This window comes from Salmonella sp. 32120201201600049SM, assembly GCF_017572835.1.
Taxonomy (GTDB): Bacteria; Pseudomonadota; Gammaproteobacteria; order Enterobacterales; family Enterobacteriaceae; genus Salmonella; species Salmonella enterica.
In genome coordinates this window covers 492,323-510,834 of record NZ_JAGESA010000001.1, presented here as the reverse complement: position 1 = coordinate 510,834, position 18,512 = coordinate 492,323, and the positions used below count along the sequence as shown (strand labels likewise).

Genomic DNA, 18,512 nt, shown 5'->3' with positions numbered 1-18,512 from the left:
CTATTGTCGTGGCCTACTTTTTCGCCTTAAAATCTGCTCGCCATGTTGCTTTATTCATCAAACATCAAAATCAGTCAACGTAAATATCAATAATAGCCATATCACGGAGGGTGATCTTTATTCCTGAGAGAGGAGGGGTATTATTTTCTGTGTTCTACATTAACGGGTTAACGCGCAGATGTAGAGGTTATTTATATAATTATTGGAGCAACAACAATGAATAAATTCTCCCTTGCTACAGCAGGTATTATCGTGGCAGCGCTGGTAACCAGTGTTAGCGTGAATGCGGCAACAGATACTACTAAAACAAACGTTACGCCTAAAGGTATGAGCTGCCAGGAGTTTGTTGACCTCAATCCGCAGACGATGGCGCCAGTCGCTTTCTGGGTGCTGAATGAAGATGAAGATTTTAAAGGCGGGGACTACGTAGATTTCCAGGAAACTGAGACGACAGCAGTGCCGCTAGCCGTTGAGCTTTGTAAGAAAAACCCGCAGAGTGAATTAAGCAAAATAAAAGACGAAATCAAGAAAGAACTCTCAAAATAAGAGTAAACTGATATCAAAACCCGGCCTGTGTGTCGGGTTTTACTATTTGTGACACCGTCACAAATAACATCTTCCATTTCTTCTACCAATCACGTGGTATTGCACTATTTTCATTAGAGCCCTTTCACTATATGGAGACCTAATGAAAATTTTACCGCTGGCACTCTTTATCATTCCTTTTCTGGCCGGATGCGGCGCCAATAATACGCCGCCGCAAACGCCTATTCCCGGGGAAAAAACCTCTGCCAAATTACGTACCCTGGAAACAGGCGCGGCGGCTATTCAATCCAGACCACCTGTCGATGCCATCAGTACCTACCTTGACGGGTTCCATTTTTATAGCGGTGATAAAAACGGACAGATGGAAGCGCACCATTACGTTACCGTCCTGAACGAAGATGTCATGCAGGCGGTGATTTACGACGGCAATACGAAAAACGCGCGCCTGATGGGGGTGGAGTACATTATCAGCGAACGTTTATTTAAAACGCTTCCTCCCGAGGAGAAAAAACTGTGGCACAGCCACCAGTACGAGGTGAAATCCGGTAGCCTGGTGGCGCCTGGCTTACCGCAGGTCGCTGATAAAGCGTTGATGAGTAAGATTGTTAATACTTATGGCAAGACCTGGCACACCTGGCATACCGACCGGGATAAAACCCTGCCAATGGGTATCCCTGCGCTGATGATGGGCTTTACTGGCGACGGGCAGCTTGACCCCGCGCTGCTGGCCGATCGGGATCGCCGTCTGGGAATTGATACCCAGGCCATTAAACGCGAGCGGCAGGATCTGCCTGAACATCCCGTTGTTAAGGGGGCTAACGCCTGGGAGCAGGGGGAGGTTATCCAGCTACAGCGTGTTCAGGGCTCTGGCGAACACGGGCGAGGCGATACCGCGCACTTCGGTACATCTGAGCAATCCCGACAATAATTCCACGGTTTTACACGCAGATAGGAAAAAGAATGCCTGTTAAGTGACGGTGTCACGTAAAGATTAGCCCCATAGTCTATGCTTGTTCTTCGGATGTTGTAGAAGTTATGGGTTAAACGGAGCGACAAATGAGTTCAAAAATTTTTTGCAAAAGCTGGGGGGCTGAATATATCGCCGCTGATGTTGTCCGCTTTCGTCTTTGGGCCACCGGTCAGCAAAAGGTTATGCTCAGGCTTGCGGGTAAAGACCAGGAAATGCAGGCGAACGGTGACGGCTGGTTTACGCTGGACGTCTCCGGGGTGACGCCAGGTACGGAGTATAACTTTGTACTCAGCGATGGCATGGTGGTCCCCGATCCGGCTTCCCGCGCCCAAAAAACTGACGTCAATGGTCCGTCATATGTGGTTGATCCAGGCAGCTACGCGTGGCGCAACACCGGGTGGAAAGGTAGCCGTTGGGAGCAGGCCGTGGTGTACGAGATGCATACAGGCACGTTCACTCCGGAAGGCACTTTCCGCGCCGCAATAGCGAAGCTGCCTTATCTCGCTGAACTCGGCGTTACCGTTATTGAAGTGATGCCCGTTGCGCAATTTGGCGGCGAGCGCGGCTGGGGCTATGACGGCGTACTGCTTTACGCGCCGCATTCTGCCTATGGGACGCCGGATGATTTCAAAGCGTTTATTGACGCCGCGCATGGGTATGGTCTTTCCGTCGTCCTGGATATTGTGCTGAACCATTTCGGCCCGGAGGGAAATTATTTACCGCTATTGGCGCCGGCGTTTTTCCACAAAGAGCGCATGACGCCGTGGGGAAATGGTATCGCCTATGATGTCGACGCCGTGCGGCGCTATATCATCGAGGCGCCGTTATACTGGCTGACAGAATACCATCTCGACGGCTTACGCTTTGACGCTATCGATCAGATTGAGGACAGTAGCGCCAGGCATGTGCTGGTTGAAATCGCACAACGTATTCGGGAAGACATTACCGACAGGCCCATTCATCTGACCACCGAAGATAGCCGCAATATTATTTCTCTGCATCCCCGTGATCAGGATGGCAATGCGCCGCTGTTTACCGCCGAATGGAATGACGATTTTCATAATGCCGTCCACGTTTTTGCGACCGGAGAGACCCAGGCCTACTACAACGATTTTGCTGATACCCCGGAAAAACACCTCGCGAGAGCGCTGGCCGAAGGATTCGCTTATCAGGGAGAAATTTCCCCCCAAACCGGCGAACCTCGCGGCGTAAAAAGTACCGGACAACCTCCGGTCGCCTTTGTGGATTTTATTCAGAATCACGATCAGGTCGGTAACCGCGCCCAGGGCGACAGACTGATAACCCTGGCGGGCGCTGAACGAACAAAAGTATTGCTCGCCACGTTGCTGCTTTCACCGCATATTCCGCTGCTTTTTATGGGCGAAGAGTATGGCGAAAGCCGTCCTTTTCTTTTTTTTACCGATTTCCATGGGGATTTAGCCCGCGCCGTTCGTGAAGGTCGCGCAAAAGAGTTTGCCGATCATGCAGGGGAGAATGTTCCGGACCCGAATGCACCAGAGACCTTTCAACGCTCAAAACTTAACTGGAAGCAACAGCACAGTGAAGAGGGTAAAGCGTGGCTGGCGTTTACCCGCGAACTACTGCTTTTGCGCCAGAAGCATATCGTGCCGCTGTTGTCCGCTGCCCGTGAGAGCTCAGGAACGGTATTGCAAACCGCGCCCGGGTTTATTGCCGTTAGCTGGCGTTTTCCGGGAGGAACACTGTCACTGGCGCTGAATATTAGCGCCACGACGGTATTGCTGCCCGATTTACCGGGTAAGACCCTCTTCGCCTGGCCGAATGAATCCACCGGGTCGCTTTCCCAACATTCTCTTATTGTCCGCTTAGCCCAGGGAGAGTCTGCATCATGATCCCAACTGCAACGTATCGTCTTCAGTTTCGTAATGGCATGACCTTCGATCGCGCTGCGGCGCTGGTGCCTTACCTTAAAAATCTGGGTATCAGCCATCTTTATGCCTCACCCATCTTTACCGCCACCAAAGCGTCAACGCATGGTTATGATGTCACCGATGCGAATGAGATTGAGCCTTCTATTGGCGGGCGCGAAGGATTTGAAAGACTGGTGGCCGAACTTAAAGCGCAAGGGCTGGGATTGATCATCGATATTGTGCCTAATCACATGGCCAGCTCGCTGGAAAACGCCTGGTGGCGCGACGTGCTTGAATATGGCAAGGAGAGCCGTTACGCGCGCCATTTCGATATTGACTGGTCGCGCCGACTGACGCTGCCTTTTTTAGGCGACACGTTTGACGCCGTGCTGGAAAACGGAGAAATTGCGATCAAGCCCGATCCCGCTACGGGTAAACCCGCGTTCGCCTATTATGATAACTATTATCCGCTTGCGCCGGCGACATGGCAGGGGCGCGAGGCCGAAATACTGGCGCTTACCGATAAAGCCGCTATTGCTGATTTGCATGAGCGCCAGCCGTGGAAATTAATGTCCTGGCGCGAGGCCGCTCGCTCGCTTTCATATCGGCGTTTCTTTGAGGTCACAGGGCTGGTAGGAATGCGGGTGGAAGATAAAACCGTCTTCGACGATACACATCGGCTGATTCTGGAGCTGGTCAGAACGGGGGCGGTTGACGGTTTACGTATCGATCATATCGACGGCCTTGCCGATCCGAAAGCCTATCTTGCGCGTTTACGTCAGGAAGTGGGGCCGGCGTGCTATATCACCGTGGAAAAAATTCTCGCTAAAGGCGAGCAACTTCCTGATGACTGGCCGGTTTCCGGCACCACAGGCTATGAATTTATCGCCTCGCTGGCGGAGGTGCTGGTTGACGATGAGCAGATAGACAATCTGCGCCAGGCTTACGAGACCGTTAAAGGCGCGCCAGTGGATATGCGGGCGGAATTACGGGCAGCTAAATTGCTGATGGTCGATCGCAATTTCGAGGGGGAATTTACCCGGCTGCTCGCGCTTGCGCTGTCGATTGCCAGCGAGCTACAGATCGCACAGGAAGAGAGCATCGTTCGGCAGGCGTTACGCGAGTTATTAATTGCCTTTCCCGTATATCGCACTTACGGCACGGCAGAAGGGCTACCGCCGACCGATATTTGCCTGTTACACCGTATTGTGGAACGGGTAAAGACGCTTGAAAACCCTCCGCAGCCAGAAGCGCTTACATTTCTGAGCCGTCTTCTTACCGGCGATGTTCCCGCCTCCAGCCAGGAGGAGGCGACACAGTTTCGCGTTCGGTTCCAGCAACTCACCGGTCCGCTGATGGCGAAATCGGTAGAGGATACGCTTTTCTTTCGTCAAAACATGGGACTGGCGTTAAATGAAGTCGGCGCCGAGCCCGTCACGCATCACTTCTCCATCGAACGCTTTCACCATGAGATGAAAACCCGACAGGCGCGACAGCCTGATGCGTTATCCGGTACGTCGACCCACGATACCAAGCGAGGCGAGGATGCGCGAGCACGGCTGTATACGCTTACCGAAGCGCCGGAGCAGTGGAGCGAATGCCTTGCCCGCTGGCGGCAGATGAACCAGACCCATGTCAAATTTTTGAATGATGGCACTGCGCCAAAATCGGCGGATACGTGGATGTTATATCAGGCGCTGACCGGCGTCTGGCCCCCGACGCTACAACCACAGGACGAAACAGGTTTAAACGCGCTGAAAACACGCTTTGAAGCCTTTGTGGAGAAAGCGCTACGCGAAGCGAAGCTGCGTACCGATTGGGTGGACAGTAATGAGGCTTACGAAACGGCAATGCTTGATTACGCCCGTTATTTACTGGCGCCGGATAATCAGACATTTTTGCAGGATTTTTATCGTTCCTTGCAACCCTTCATCCGCGCAGGGCTGGTTAACAGCCTGACGCAGACCGTTATCAAATTAACCGCGCCGGGAGTACCTGATATCTATCAGGGAAGCGAGGCGTTGAATTTTAGTCTTGTCGATCCCGACAACCGCCGCGAACCGGATTTCGCCACGCTGGCGCAGCAGTTAGACCAACTGACGCCGGGAGTTTTCTCGCGCGAAGAGAGTTGGCTGGACGGGCAGGTGAATCAGTATGCCACCGCCGCCTTACTGCGTTTGCGTCAGCAGAATCATGAGCTCTTCCGTTTTGGCGACTATATACCGCTGCGGGCTGTTGGTCAGCGTGCCGACAAGGTCATCGCTTACGCCAGAGTCAATCATGATGATGCGCTGATTGTTGTTGCGCCCCGACTGGTGTTCGCCGAATGTGACGGCTTATTGTCACAATCGCATAGCGGTTTCTGGGCAGGAACCGACATTATTATACCCGGACAGCTTAATCAGCATCATTATCGCAATGTGCTTACCCAGGAGAGGTTAATGCCTGGTGAACGCCTGTCGTTGGCCTCACATCAGGGCGGCGTACTGGTTTTAATGAGCGACTGAGTTTATGTGTTGATGTGCCGTGACAGGACAACGTTTACCGTGGGTGGAGAAAGAGAATGACAACAAACAGGGCTTTTGAAATCAGATCAGGATACAGCCATACGCTTGGCGCAAATTATGACGGCGAAGGCGTGAATTTCGCTATTTTTTCCGCCCATGCGGAACGCGTCGAGCTTTGTCTTTACGATCCGAGCGGGGAGCATGAAATCGCTCGTCTGGAGTTACCGGAATATACCGACGAAATATGGCACGGCTATGTCCCGAAGTTGCAGCCCGGCGCGCTGTATGGGTACCGCGTTTACGGTCCTTATGACCCGGAAAATGGTCATCGTTTTAACCCCAACAAGCTGCTTATTGACCCTTATGCCCGTGAGCTGGTGGGCGATATTCAGTGGAACGATGCGCATTTCGCGTATCAATTACTTCATGACGATAAAGATTTGACCTTTGATGACCAGGATAGCGCGCCATTTACGCCTAAATGCCGGGTGATTGATCCGGATGAGGCTAACTGGGAGGATAGACAACGGCCTTCCATACCGTGGTCGAACGCCATTATTTATGAAACGCATGTAAAAGGCTTTACCCAGCTTAATTCCGCGATCCCTGAGCCTCTACGCGGTACGTTTGAGGGCATGGGGCATAAAGCCAGCGTGGATTACATTAAAAGTCTGGGGATTACCTCCGTCGAGCTTTTACCCGTTCACTGGTTCCCGGACGATCAGCATCTGCTCGATAAAGGACTGAAAAATTTCTGGGGATACAACTCGCTGGGCTTTTTTGCGCCGGCGACGCGCTACTATGGTCCAAAAGGTATTCAGGGATTCCGCGATATGGTGCACGCTTTCCATGATGCCGGCATCGAAGTGATACTGGATGTGGTCTATAACCATACGGCAGAAGGGAATGAACTTGGCCCCACGCTGTCATTTAAAGGTATCGATAACTTCTCTTACTATCGCACCATGCCCGATCAGCATCGCTATTACATTAACGATACAGGGACAGGTAATACCGTCAATACCTCTCATCCACGGGTACTGCAAATGGTGATGGATTCCCTTCGCTATTGGGCGGAGTCAATGCATGTCGACGGCTTTCGTTTTGATTTGGGCACCATTCTTGGTCGTGAGCCGGAAGGCTTTGATCAGAGAGGCGGCTTTTTTGATGCGGTAACGCAAGACCCGGTGCTGGCAAAACTGAAACTGATTGGCGAACCCTGGGATATCGGACCGGGCGGCTATCAGGTTGGCGGCTTTCCACCAGGGTGGGGCGAATGGAATGATAAATACCGCGATACGGTGCGCGAATACTGGAAAGGTGACAACGTCACAAATGATTTCGCCGCACGCCTGCTGGGTTCCGGCGATCTCTATGATTTGCGCGGCCGTCGCCCCTGGTCAAGCGTTAACTTTATTACAGCCCATGACGGCTTCACGCTGAACGATCTGGTGTCTTATAACGACAAACATAATGAAGCCAATGGCGAAGATAATAATGACGGACATAATGATAACCGCTCCTGTAACTATGGCGCAGAAGGGCCAACCGACGACGAAGGCATCAATGCGATACGCGAGCAACAGAAACGCAATTTCCTGACCACCTTGCTTTTCTCGCACGGCACGCCGATGTTATTAGCGGGCGATGAGTTTGGCCGCAGTCAGATGGGCAATAATAATGGCTACTGTCAGGACAGTGAAATATCGTGGGTCCACTGGGATAATTTGCCGGAAACCGCCAATGCGCTACGGGAGTTTACCCGTCATCTGATTCAACTGCGCGCCACGCAACCGCTGCTGCGCCGGGAAAGCTGGCGTGACGGTCTGGAGATCCGCTGGTTTAACGCCGGCGGAGGGGCGCAGCAATCCGAACAATGGGATGAGGGATCGACGATAGGCGTATGCATTAGTCGTCCCGATCTTCAGCCGGAAGCGGGGATCTGGCATGACGCCTTACTGCTTTTCAATCCGTTTGAAGGCAGCGTACCGTTCCGTATTCCGATGTGGGGAGAAGGCGGCTGGGTACTTGAACTGACGACTGCCGATAACGCGCAGCAGGGAATGCGGATTACCGAAGAAATGGATTTCGATCTGGCCGGGCGCAGCATCGTATTATTCAGACGCCCCTGATAGTAAAACCGCGCTCAGGACCCAACCGGCCTTCATGGCCGGTTTTTTACTGGCGCTCAGGCGATATCATGCCGCAGAAATAACACCGGTGTCAGTTTACCGCCCGAAAAATTCATCCGCCTGTTGGTATTCCTTTGATTGTCTTCACCGATATTCGCTTCAGGCCGTCTATTGCCATTTCAAGGTAGGTACGTGGACATCCCAGATTTAAACGGATAAATCCGCTGCCCGCCGGGCCAAAGCCGCTGCCCATTGAAGGAGCAATACCCGCGACATCCGCCATTACCCATTTTAGCTGTTCGTCATCCAGTCCCAGTTTTTTACAATCCATCCATAATAAATAGGTTCCCTGCGCCGGGACAATTCTTGCCCAGGGAAGGTGCTCTGTCGCCTGTTCAACAAACCAGCGGCGGTTTTCCGCCAGGTAATCCAGTAGCGAATCCAGCCACTGTCTACTTTCATTCCATGCGGTAGTCGCCGCCTGAACGGAGAGGGCGTTAAAGACATCCAGCCCATGAGCGTCCAGACGAGACAGGAAACGCAGGCGAAGCGTAGGATCGGGAATGAGAAAATTAGAAATTCGCAACGACGATAAGCCAAACGTTTTGCTGGCCGCAGTGGCGGAGATGACCCGTTTATGCCAGCGCTCCCCTAAATGCAGTACCGAGGTAAAGGTTTCGCCGGGCAGCAATAGATCGGCCCATATTTCATCCGAGATGAGAGTGACATCATAAGCTTCACATAAGAAAAGCAGTTGCTCCAGCTCGTTGGCCGACCAGCAACGCCCGGTTGGATTATGTGGATTACACAAAATCATCAGCGGAGGGCGCTCATGGCGAAACAGCCTTTCCAGTTGGCAAAAATCCATCTGGTAGCCGTCGTCCGGCGACTCGCTAAGGGGATTCTCCAGCAGTTTTCTACCATTAAGCGTGATTATTTTGGCGAAGGAGCCATAGTATGGTCCCTGTACCACTACGCCGTCGCCTGGATGCGTCAACATTTGCACTAAGAGCGCCAACCCTGGTACGACGCCTTCCACGCTGCATACCCATTCCTGTTTTAACGTGAGCTGGTGGCGTGACGAAAACCAGTGAAGCAGGGCGTTAAAATAGGCCTCATCACGTTCACTATAGCCAAATACGCCATGCTCGATTCGCTGATGCAATGCCGCCTGAACCTCAGGCGGGCAGGCAAAATCGAAATCAGAAACCCACATCGGCAGCAGTTTCCCTGCGCCATCGCCAAAGTGACGCTCAATAAAATCCCACTTTACCGAACCAGTATTGTTGCGATTGATAATCTGGTTAAAATCCATCTTGTTTCCTTATTATTCCGTCACTGACGATTGCGGCGACTTTTCTGAGGCGGAGGCAGTTCTGGCAATACCAATTCCGCTAAAACCATAAATTAATGCGAAGAAGATTGCCGCATAGCATTGGATAGCCCAGGGCAGAAGATCAAGCGTGCTAACGCCCAGCGTGGTTGCCATGTAGACGCCAGCCGAGGTCCACGGCAGGAGAGGTTCGATAACGGTACCGGCATCTTCTATCGTCCGTGAAAGGTTTTTAGTATCCAGCCCCATACGACGGTAGGCATCTTTAAACAGTTCGGCGGGAACTAACAATGCCAGTTTACCGTCGCTGGTCGCTCCTGTGACCAAAATTGTGGTGCCGATAGTGGCGGCAATGAGTTGACCAACGCTATGAATAATGGTCAGCAGTCGGTTAATGATGATCGTTAACGCGCCGGTTAACGTTAGCGCTCCGGCAAATGAAAAAGCGCAGAAAACTAACAGTATTGTTCCCATCATCGAGAACATTCCGCCCCGGTTTAGCAGGCGCGGAACATCGGCCACGACACCTTCTGCGCCTTGTGGGAACATGGCGATATCAAATCCATCAATGAAAGCGTCCAGTCCCTGTTTGATGCTCAGTCCCTGCATGATGACGCCGAGGAACAAGGCAAGTACGCAGGCGCTTAACATTAATGGGATGACAGGCTTCTTGCGAATTGCGCCCCACAGTACGATCACCGGCGGCAAAATAAGAACAATATTAAAATGGTATAGCGACTCCAGCGAGTGGATGATGTCCGTAACGCGCTGCGGCGTGGCCACCTCGCCCAGCATATTACTGTGTCCGGCGATAAGATAAACCACGGCGGCAAGCAGGAAACTTGGCAGGGTCGTCCAAAGTAAATGCTGAATATGCTCAAACAGAGTAGTGTCTGCGACAATCGCGGCAAAGTTAGTCGAGTCGGACAACGGTGAGATTTTGTCGCCGAAATAAGCGCCAGAAACGACGGCGCCAGCTGCTGCTGCAAGAGACACGTCCAGCCCGGCGGCAACCCCCATTAACGCAACGCCAACCGTCCCGGCGGATCCCCACGATGTACCGGTACAGACGGAGACCACGCTGGTTAAAAAGAAGGCTGCAATCAAAATATATTCCGGGCTTATGAGTTTTAGCCCACAGTACACCATGTAGGGAATGGTGCCACTAAACATCCAGGTGCCAATCAAACCGCCCACGCAGATCAGGATCATGATAACCGGCATTGCTTTAGCCAGCTTATCCACCACTGAGTTGATGATGTCTTCCCAACAGTATCCTTGCCACCATGCAATGCCTGCCGCTACCGCCGCAGAGCACAGAAGGAGCGGTTCGATACGTAGCCCCATGATGCCGTAACCGATAATCAACAATAACAACATGGAGATGACTGGGATTAGCGCTAAACCCAATGACAGCGTTTTCTTCTTGTTTTGTGATGCACTCATAATGGAGCTCCGGTCAGTAAGGTAGCTCAAGGGTAGGGGGATACGCTTCTCACTACTGTGATCCATTACTTTCGTCCATGTAACCGATTACATGAGAAGGGTTAATTTGATAGTCATCACAGTTTTTACTGTTGACGACGCATTCATCGTGAAAAATAGGGCGCGACAGAATCGCGGATCACCAGTTCGGCATTGAAATGATTGCTGCTGGGCGGCGGCGTAATGCCCTGGTATAACTGTATCGCCAGTTGCGCGGCACAACGCGCCATTTGTTCGACCGGATAATGCATTGTTGTTAACGCCGGATAAAGATACCGGGCCAGCACCACATCATCAAAGCCGACAATAGAGAGCTGTTGCGGAAGCTGAACGCCGCGTTGATGAAGAATACGCATAATGCCAGCGGCCATCACATCGTTAAACGTGACCGCTGCCGTAAGGGGAAGCCCGCTATTAATAAGTTGATGCGCGGCCCGCTCGCCGCCTTCTTCGTTAAACGGAACGCTAATCACCCAGCGAGGGTCTGGAGAAATACCATACTCTTCCAACGCCTCACGGTAACCATCAAGGCGTTCCTGACGATCGATAATTGGCAAGTCAGATGTCACACAGGCAATGCGCCGATGCCCGTTCGCCAGGAGATATCGGGTCGCTTCCCTGGCGGCGCCGCGATTTTCCAGCCAGATACACCGGTTGGCCATACCGGCGATATAACGATTAACAACAACCAGCGCTGGAAAGTGGGCTGCGTAGCGCAGCAACTCTTTATCCGGTAATCGGCTGGCGTGTACAACAATAGCCTCACAGCCTTGATTAACCAGAAAATCCAGTCCCGCTTTTTCCATTTCTTCATCGTGGCCGCCGCTACATACCATCAAGCGATACTGCTGCTTACGAGAAACATCTTCTACGCCGCGAGCAAGGTGGGCAAAAAAAGGATCAGCCAGATTGCCGGTTAACAATCCGAGCATATCGCCGCTACGTTTCGCCAGCGCGATAGCGGCGGCATTCCGGCGATAATTGAGATCGCGCATGGCTTTCTCTACACGTTCGCGCGTGACGGGTTCAACCCACGCGGTCTGGTTAATGACACGTGATACAGTCGCGGTTGATACACCGGCCAAAGATGCAACATCCTTTATTGTCGCCATGTTAAGCTCATATTTGTTCGTTTAAAGGGTATCAAAGCCATTGATTATCATGTTACGTGGAAATCAGTGCAATCACTACGGCGCAGCCTGAATTTATAAACATTTTTAAAATCATCTTAAATCCTGGTAACTGCAAATTTTAGTAGCTACCTCAATGAGTTATTGACCACTGAATTTTCTACGATAACATGACTAACAATATACACATGATAAGAACCACTACACTGGGAAATCGTTGCGTGGTGGTTCGGAGATAGATGATGAGTAGTATTACAAAAAGCATACAGAATGAATATGTTTTATTGATGGAAAACGCTTTTTCTGAAAAATATAAATATGCATTCAGAAATTTAGAACTAAAAGAATTACGTAGATTCATCCTGAAAGAGCTAATTAGCTCTCCCGAGTTAGATAATCAACTTACAAACCTAATTGTGTTGCTAAATAAATTTTGGGATACTCACGCCGCGGCGCTTATAACAGAAGTTCGGGCGTCTAAAAGTTATCGATTATTACTTCCGATTCAACGCTTTGGTTATAACATATCTAATCATCTTAGATCTCTTGGAATTTATTTTGATAGCATCATAATGGTTGATCCATTACATTTTCCTTCTCTTAGCTCTCTGCATTCATTTTTGTCATTGCCACCAGATAATAGTTATGTCCGCATGCGCAGGTTGGTATTACTTGAACATGTTTCCAATCTATTTCGCGCCATCCCATTTATGACTATTGATGATGATTATCCAATTTTTCTAATCGTTCCTGAATTACTGGATTTTGATAAAGAACGCAATCATGAACAATCTGCCGCTTTTCTAAGCCAGCTCTTTTTTAAAGATAGAAAAATGGATTACGCTACTTATTTAGCGTTTCTTGAGCACTTTGGGAGAAATGAAGAAACATTCCAGAAGATCCTAATAAATAAAGAATTATTAAAAACATTACTTAATAATTTCAATAACATCGAAAAAGAAGTCTGGGTTTACGATACAGATTTAAAGAGTTTTACAACAAGAGAGGTAGATCTTCTGGATTACGATCTGCCGTCAGCTATAGCAACCTTACTGGGTAAGGTTGAAGGTGCAATTTATGCACAACGATCAACTCAATTATCGGCAACACTATTGGGCATTGATCCGGTTATTTATAGTAACCATATGTTTTTACATGAATGGACTACGGAGCAGTTGGTCAAGGATTATGGTAAATTAAATCCTCTTTCTTCTGAAGAGCAAGCGATTACAATGGGCCTTTCAGCCGCGGAAGTAAAATTCCTTACTGCGCTTTCCGATCTGGAATTAAAAAAGATTAGAGAAAGAGGTCAACTGGAATCCTTAAGGCATGAACTAAGAATCTCAAGGCATGACTTGCAAGGAAAAACACCAGATCAAATGCAAGATGCGGCAAATAATTTTTCAAAACATTTAATCAATGTGGTCGAAGAGTATGGAAAGTCGCATGAATCAGCCATTAAGAATTCAAAGAAAAAAAAGATCTCATCTGGATTGATTTTTGCAGGAACAGCCACGTTAGGTATAGCTTCACTTGCCATGCCGCAATTGACATTACTTTCAGCAGCAGCAACGGGAATTGGCCTGGCCTTTGGAGGTAAAAGTCTGGCAGATATTTTTAGTGAACATAAAGCACATAAAAATGAAATCCAGATATTAGAAAAAACACCCGTATCGCTTTTGTATGGGGCATATAAAAAGAAATAGTAATACTGTGTATACCGTCTGGTAGCGGAAGTCTGGCATTTGATAGTTTTTGAAGCAATTGTCGTAAAGTTACTCAAACAATCATTTCGGCTTTGCTGATAAGCACAGCGGCTTGTCCGGTGGTAAGGCGGTAGTCACAGGGTAGGGGAGGAATACAGCCTATGGCGTTTCAATGTCTGAAAACACTACCACATCTTGTGTCAGAGGGCCGCTGCGCGCCAGGCCGTTTCGCAAAGTTCGATTATTTTTGCAGTCAGTACTACCCTTAACAAATGGTCAGCTCGTTCACGACCTCAGCTACGCTCTTGATGCTGCGGATATTTCCGATGCCCGTGCCCAGCGCAATGTATCCTTCATCTGTATTACCTTCCAGCATGCCGATACGCAACCCGCGTAAACCTCCCATCGTCTGGGCCAGTTCTTCATTGCTTGCACCAGCTTTATCCATCGACACGAGCTTGTCAGCCAGCTTGCCAGGAAGTGAGCGGTAGTAATCTGGCAGGGTACGGAAAAGCAGCAAATCCAGGCCGTTAGCATTAATGATTTTATCCTTTACTGACTGCGGCACACGGCTTTCTTCTGTCCCAATAAACACCGAACCAGCAAAGACACCCTCTGCTCCCAACGCATGAGCAGCACGGGCGGTACGGCTATCGGTAATCCCGCCTGCAGCCATGACGGGAACACTTTTCACCGAGTCCGCAATCAGCGGTACGATCGAAAAGGTACCAAGCGCGGTGCCAGGCAATGTGCCACCTTCATCAAAACCAGTTGCAACAATAATGTTGGCGCCGGCTTTTTCCGCTAAACGTGTATTTTCAGGTGTCGGATTAATATCGCGGTAAATAATTGCAATACCCGACTCTTTTAGTTCATTAAACAGCGAAGTGATAATAGCTCCTTCTCCGTAACCGGTATAAACAACAGCTTTTACTCCCTCTTCCTTTATTACCTGTAGGATAGGCGGAGTCCAGATGTCGTTTTCAGGGGTTGGAATAAGGTTCACCCCGAATGGTTTTTCGGTAAGTTTTTTGGTTTTACGAATTTCTTCACGCATTTTTCCTGCTGTTTCTTCAGGCGTTGATACAGCAGTTTCCGCTGTTAAGCCCGCATTTGGGCCAAGCACACCCAAACCACCGGCGTTGCTTACGGCTGCAACCAGTCTTGCATCGGTAAGCCAGGACAGTGGGCCTTGTATAACAGGTTTTTCGATACCCAGGATCTGGCAGATACGGTTGTACTTCATGACGTGATCTCCTTCGAACAAATTTTCAGCCAGCCTTTTAGGCGACTGTGGTAGTTAATTAATCTGAAGAAGATCTTAAGCCTCTTTATTGTTACGAAAAACCATCCAATCTTTAAAACAGAATTACTGATAAAGTAACAATAGTCGGGTCGGGTATGCACGAAAGAGCGTTATCAGAGATGTGCATCCGGACCAAAAACCTCGCACAGCCAGTCGATGAATACGCGAACTTTAGGTGCCAGATACCGACGGTCCGGGTAAAGCAGTGAAACCGGTTTTGGCGGGGGTGGGAAATCAGTGAGGATCTCTGTCAGCTCTCCACTGGCAATAAAGGGTGCAAGAGACGGACGCAATCCGTGTAGAACACCCAACCCCGCCAGCCCGCATGAAAGAAACGCTTCTGAATTGTCTACCAGGATGCTGGAGGGAATTTTTATTGACTCGATACTGCCATCAACCGTGAATTTCCACTCCATTATCTGCAGGCTGTGATTACTGAAAAAATTTACAGCCCGGTGGGACTTCATCAGCTCATCGATAGAGTGCGGCGTGCCATGCTTCGCAAGATAAGATGGCGCAGCACAGGTCACCATGGCTGCCGTTCCCAGACGTCTGGCAACAAAACTGGAGTCATTAAGCTCACCAAATCGGATGACGCAGTCCACACGCTCGGCAATCAAATCAATCTTGCGATCGGACGTGCCAAGTACAATCTCAATATCCGGGTATCGGTTCTGAAAATCTCCAAGAGCCGGAATGATGACTGCCCGGGCGAGCGTAATAGGGACGTCAAGGCGCAGGCGGCCTTTCGGCGGTTGCGTGCTGGAAAATAATCGCCGGACGTCGTCCAGCTCGCTTAAGAGCGACAGGCAACGCTGGTAAAACTCTTCCCCTTCATCCGTCATACTGACCTGTCGTGTTGTGCGATGCAGGAGCTTAACGCCCAGATCATGTTCCAGATTCTGAACGGCGCGGGTAACAGCAGGGCGGTGCAGCTCAAGCACTTCCGCCGCGCGGATAAAGCTCCCTTGCTCTACCACATTGACATAAATATTCATGGCTTCCAGCATATTCAGCTGCATCTGTTCTCAGTCCTCAACCATTATTTGTGTCGAAGGGGGAAGCTCCTTATAACATTCCTGTCTGCTGGAACATATCCCTTTCTGAGCCGATTGTTTCATCTGGAGTAACATACTGCTATCGATATATGACTTTTACCGGGTGGTTGAGGTAAGACATGTCATTTGTAAAATCGCTACCAATTCTTCGCAACCTTTTTGGATGTTCGGCGGCGTCGTATACAAAAACAAACAGGCCAGGCGATACGGTTACGCATGTGCAGGTCATGCCAGGCGCGACGCTAAAATACGAGCCGATTATGTTTGACCGCCGCCAGTGTAGGTGGCGAGTGTGAATGCAAGACATTGGCAGACAGTGAACAATCAAACCTCGTGAAATGAGATTCCCATTGATTTTTTAGCCCATGTCAGCGCAGCGCAGGAAAATTGCCCGTCATCTGGAAAAAAGCCCGTCATTAAAACGGGAACTGTCGGAAATGGCTGTTGAGTCCTAGGCGATGCCGTGTTATCTGCAGCCGCGCATCGCTGATGCGCTGCGCGACGATTTCATCCTGGACTGACAATGACGAACCGAACACAATGACCGGTTTTTTTATGCCTGCGCGGCGTGTGCTGCGTGAAATCGTGTGCAGGATAGCGGGTGCAAATCAACAGAATTCGCGCAGCGTCACGGCAGGGAAGGGATCAAACTTATGGGCCAGAAGTTTTTTGACATGCACGAATCCAGCCGCCTTAACATGTCTTTTAAATGTCCTGGTACATTTAACATAATATACATTATGCGCATCAACATTGTAGAGGCTCAATGCTAATGTCTATTTGTGGCTCATTATAGGAATGTCCAGGCTATAGTTCTCAGATCTGCATGTCTAGACAACGACTCGCATTTTCCTGATGAGGCGTTTTCTATGGCTATACATGACGCCGGGATGTTCACCGTGAAAGGAATCAACCGCCTCAAAATCCTTCAGGATGCCATCGACCGCAATTTACATCCCGGTCAGGCTGCTGAGATGCTCGGCATTACGCCACGCCATTGCAGACGGCTGCTGAAACGTTATCGCCAACTCGGACCACTTGGCATGAACAACCATAGTCGTGGCCGCGTTGGTAACCGTCTGTTGCCAACTTCACTGATAGATCAGGCACTCTGTATAATCCGGGAGCACTACCGTGATTTTGGCCCCACGCTGGCGCTGGAAAATCTGGAGGAAGTTCACGGTCTGGTTCTTGGCAAGGAAACTATCCGACGCCTCATGATAAAAGCCGGAATCTGGATCCCTCGCAGATAACGCGCGCCGAAAATTCATCAGCCTCGTTACAGGCGGCCTTGTACTGGCGAGCTGATACAAATTTATAGCAACCATCAAAATAGAGCGTGCCATTAGCCTGCAAGAAACAAAATAATTGAGTACTGATAAGCACCATTAGATCATCTTCAGCTTGATAAATTTTATCCAAACGCTTCTGAACCAGTTCAGGATTGAGCCGATAATAGCGTTCAAAATACTCTTCTTTCCACAATACATGTTTCTTAACATGGTTCACAACTTGTTTATAAGTGGGCATGGTGTCACCTAATAGTCCATTATTTTAGCGTTCAATATATATCTTTATAGAGCGTAAGGCTCTATAACTTGTTAGGGCATATTAACAATATAACTTACTAACATATTTCCCTAGCAGAACATAAGCGTCAAGCTACTGTCGCCTGTGTGATTCTGCTCCCAAGATTGTTAGAGGACATTTGAACTTTGCTGGCAGGCGGACATTTCTACTTAGCCTTGACAATAATGACGGAGGGCGGAAAGCAGCCCCCAGCGTGAATCAGTCATACAACCAGCAACCAGCCCTGGCAGACGCAATGAGCATACCTATCGTGAAATCCGGCACCTGAGGAATATCGTTTTTGCGAAACGGATTAAGCAAATGTTTTAGCGGTGGTTCTGGCGGATAGTATGTTGTGATCGAGAAATTCCCTTTATCTACATTGAATGTCGTAAAAAAATCATCCATCAATGCCAGTACTTCATCATCTTCCAGCTGTAGATCTGAATCCAAATCTGTTGACGGTGTCAGTTCTTTTTTCTTAAAAAGGTAAATTCCATCATGGCTTCTTACCAGTTCATAAATCCGCTGTTCAAGAGTATCACTTACCATATTTTATCGCTTCCTCTGGCAATACGGTTGTAATCCCTGACTGTACGATCTGCAATCTGCGACACGTCAGAGGCCAGAATAATCCATCCGACTGTTCAGCAAGGCCACCAAGTAAAATAATATCACCATCTGCAAGGCTGACTTCGGTTGTTACATCACGCTTGATAAGGGTTGGCGAGTTATAGACGCCGGTTTCAGTGGTCATAAGTTAGGTTCTGGACATCTGAACTTAGCCTTGAAAAAACCGTCAGCAGCCCGCATCCCTGATTGGGCTGGCGCTGAATCTCTTTCGGGAAGGGTGCTTTTATTAGTACTATTAAAGGTGCTAT

The 18,512-nt window shown here is 49.5% G+C and carries 12 protein-coding genes and 3 pseudogenes; 7 read left to right on the top strand and 8 right to left on the bottom strand.

Annotation, left to right across the window (positions count from 1 at the left end; genetic code table 11):
- Positions 1-216 precede the first annotated feature (216 nt).
- The 5 genes from hdeB (at position 217) to glgX (ending at position 8,044) form a co-directional block, all read left to right on the top strand.
- A complete protein-coding gene (hdeB, locus tag J4650_RS02570; protein ID WP_001032161.1) occupies positions 217-546 on the top strand; it encodes an acid-activated periplasmic chaperone HdeB in 330 nt (109 codons plus the stop codon).
- Between the two features lie 142 nt (positions 547-688).
- The gene (locus J4650_RS02565; protein WP_000698598.1) at positions 689-1,474 is read left to right on the top strand and encodes an OBAP family protein; all 786 of its coding nucleotides are present in this window, start codon (positions 689-691) and stop codon (positions 1,472-1,474) included.
- A 128-nt stretch (positions 1,475-1,602) separates the two neighbouring features.
- Entirely contained in the window at positions 1,603-3,387 is a 1,785-nt protein-coding gene (gene treZ / locus J4650_RS02560; protein WP_023993271.1) for a malto-oligosyltrehalose trehalohydrolase, read from the top strand.
- Complete coding sequence (gene treY, locus J4650_RS02555; RefSeq protein ID WP_023244366.1) at positions 3,384-5,912, top strand: malto-oligosyltrehalose synthase; 2,529 nt, start codon at positions 3,384-3,386, stop codon at positions 5,910-5,912. Before treZ ends, treY begins: the two co-directional genes overlap by 4 nt.
- Positions 5,913-5,968: 56 nt before the next feature.
- Complete coding sequence (gene glgX, locus J4650_RS02550) at positions 5,969-8,044, top strand: glycogen debranching protein GlgX (RefSeq protein ID WP_023993270.1); 2,076 nt, start codon at positions 5,969-5,971, stop codon at positions 8,042-8,044.
- A gap of 112 nt (positions 8,045-8,156) precedes the next feature.
- On the opposite strand, the gene J4650_RS02545 is transcribed toward glgX, so the two are convergent.
- The 3 genes from J4650_RS02545 to J4650_RS02535 all read right to left on the bottom strand — a co-directional run bounded on the left by J4650_RS02545 (position 8,157) and on the right by J4650_RS02535 (position 11,974).
- On the bottom strand, positions 8,157-9,359 hold the full coding sequence (locus tag J4650_RS02545) for a MalY/PatB family protein (protein WP_000347150.1): 1,203 nt from the start codon (positions 9,357-9,359) through the stop codon (positions 8,157-8,159).
- Positions 9,360-9,371: 12 nt separating this feature from the next.
- Positions 9,372-10,823: a Na+/H+ antiporter NhaC gene (nhaC, locus tag J4650_RS02540; RefSeq protein WP_023993269.1), complete on the bottom strand. Its 1,452-nt coding sequence runs from the start codon at positions 10,821-10,823 to the stop codon at positions 9,372-9,374.
- A gap of 143 nt (positions 10,824-10,966) precedes the next feature.
- On the bottom strand, positions 10,967-11,974 hold the full coding sequence (locus tag J4650_RS02535; protein ID WP_023993268.1) for a LacI family DNA-binding transcriptional regulator: 1,008 nt from the start codon (positions 11,972-11,974) through the stop codon (positions 10,967-10,969).
- A 257-nt stretch (positions 11,975-12,231) separates the two neighbouring features.
- Here J4650_RS02535 and J4650_RS02530 point away from each other — a divergent pair, with 257 nt between their 5' ends.
- Positions 12,232-13,698, top strand: coding sequence for a hypothetical protein (locus tag J4650_RS02530; RefSeq protein ID WP_023994283.1), 1,467 nt, complete (start codon positions 12,232-12,234; stop codon positions 13,696-13,698).
- A gap of 265 nt (positions 13,699-13,963) precedes the next feature.
- On the opposite strand, the gene J4650_RS02525 is transcribed toward J4650_RS02530, so the two are convergent.
- A complete protein-coding gene (locus J4650_RS02525) occupies positions 13,964-14,944 on the bottom strand; it encodes a nitronate monooxygenase (RefSeq protein WP_023993266.1) in 981 nt (326 codons plus the stop codon).
- A 173-nt stretch (positions 14,945-15,117) separates the two neighbouring features.
- The gene (locus tag J4650_RS02520; protein WP_023994284.1) at positions 15,118-16,026 is read right to left on the bottom strand and encodes a LysR family transcriptional regulator; all 909 of its coding nucleotides are present in this window, start codon (positions 16,024-16,026) and stop codon (positions 15,118-15,120) included.
- Positions 16,027-16,931: 905 nt separating this feature from the next.
- On the opposite strand from J4650_RS02520, the pseudogene J4650_RS02515 reads away from it, so the two are divergent.
- Positions 16,932-17,378: pseudogene (locus J4650_RS02515) on the top strand (helix-turn-helix domain-containing protein); the annotation flags it as partial.
- Here the strand turns inward: J4650_RS02515 and J4650_RS02510 are convergent.
- The 3 genes and pseudogenes from J4650_RS02510 to J4650_RS22960 form a co-directional block, all read right to left on the bottom strand.
- Positions 17,377-17,571, bottom strand: a pseudogene (locus J4650_RS02510) (hypothetical protein); the annotation flags it as partial. The pseudogenes J4650_RS02515 and J4650_RS02510 overlap by 2 nt on opposite strands.
- Before the next feature lie 279 nt (positions 17,572-17,850).
- Entirely contained in the window at positions 17,851-18,183 is a 333-nt protein-coding gene (locus J4650_RS02505) for a DUF1493 family protein (RefSeq protein WP_000253154.1), read from the bottom strand.
- Positions 18,177-18,275 (bottom strand): annotated as a pseudogene (locus J4650_RS22960) (STM2901 family protein); the annotation flags it as partial. The pseudogene J4650_RS22960 and the gene J4650_RS02505, both read right to left, overlap by 7 nt.
- Positions 18,276-18,512 lie beyond the last annotated feature (237 nt).

Excerpts from the sequence above, each read along its gene's own strand:
- glgX (WP_023993270.1), top strand. The coding sequence starts at position 5,969 with ATGACAACAAACAGGGCTTTTGAAATCAGATCAGGATACAGCCATACG.
- treZ (WP_023993271.1), top strand. The coding sequence starts at position 1,603 with ATGAGTTCAAAAATTTTTTGCAAAAGCTGGGGGGCTGAATATATCGCC.
- J4650_RS02535 (WP_023993268.1), bottom strand. The coding sequence starts at position 11,974 with ATGGCGACAATAAAGGATGTTGCATCTTTGGCCGGTGTATCAACCGCG.
- J4650_RS02520 (WP_023994284.1), bottom strand. The coding sequence starts at position 16,026 with ATGCAGCTGAATATGCTGGAAGCCATGAATATTTATGTCAATGTGGTA.
- J4650_RS02505 (WP_000253154.1), bottom strand. The coding sequence starts at position 18,183 with ATGGTAAGTGATACTCTTGAACAGCGGATTTATGAACTGGTAAGAAGC.
- J4650_RS02530 (WP_023994283.1), top strand. The coding sequence starts at position 12,232 with ATGATGAGTAGTATTACAAAAAGCATACAGAATGAATATGTTTTATTG.
- nhaC (WP_023993269.1), bottom strand. The coding sequence starts at position 10,823 with ATGAGTGCATCACAAAACAAGAAGAAAACGCTGTCATTGGGTTTAGCG.
- treY (WP_023244366.1), top strand. The coding sequence starts at position 3,384 with ATGATCCCAACTGCAACGTATCGTCTTCAGTTTCGTAATGGCATGACC.
- J4650_RS02525 (WP_023993266.1), bottom strand. The coding sequence starts at position 14,944 with ATGAAGTACAACCGTATCTGCCAGATCCTGGGTATCGAAAAACCTGTT.
- hdeB (WP_001032161.1), top strand. The coding sequence starts at position 217 with ATGAATAAATTCTCCCTTGCTACAGCAGGTATTATCGTGGCAGCGCTG.
- J4650_RS02545 (WP_000347150.1), bottom strand. The coding sequence starts at position 9,359 with ATGGATTTTAACCAGATTATCAATCGCAACAATACTGGTTCGGTAAAG.
- J4650_RS02565 (WP_000698598.1), top strand. The coding sequence starts at position 689 with ATGAAAATTTTACCGCTGGCACTCTTTATCATTCCTTTTCTGGCCGGA.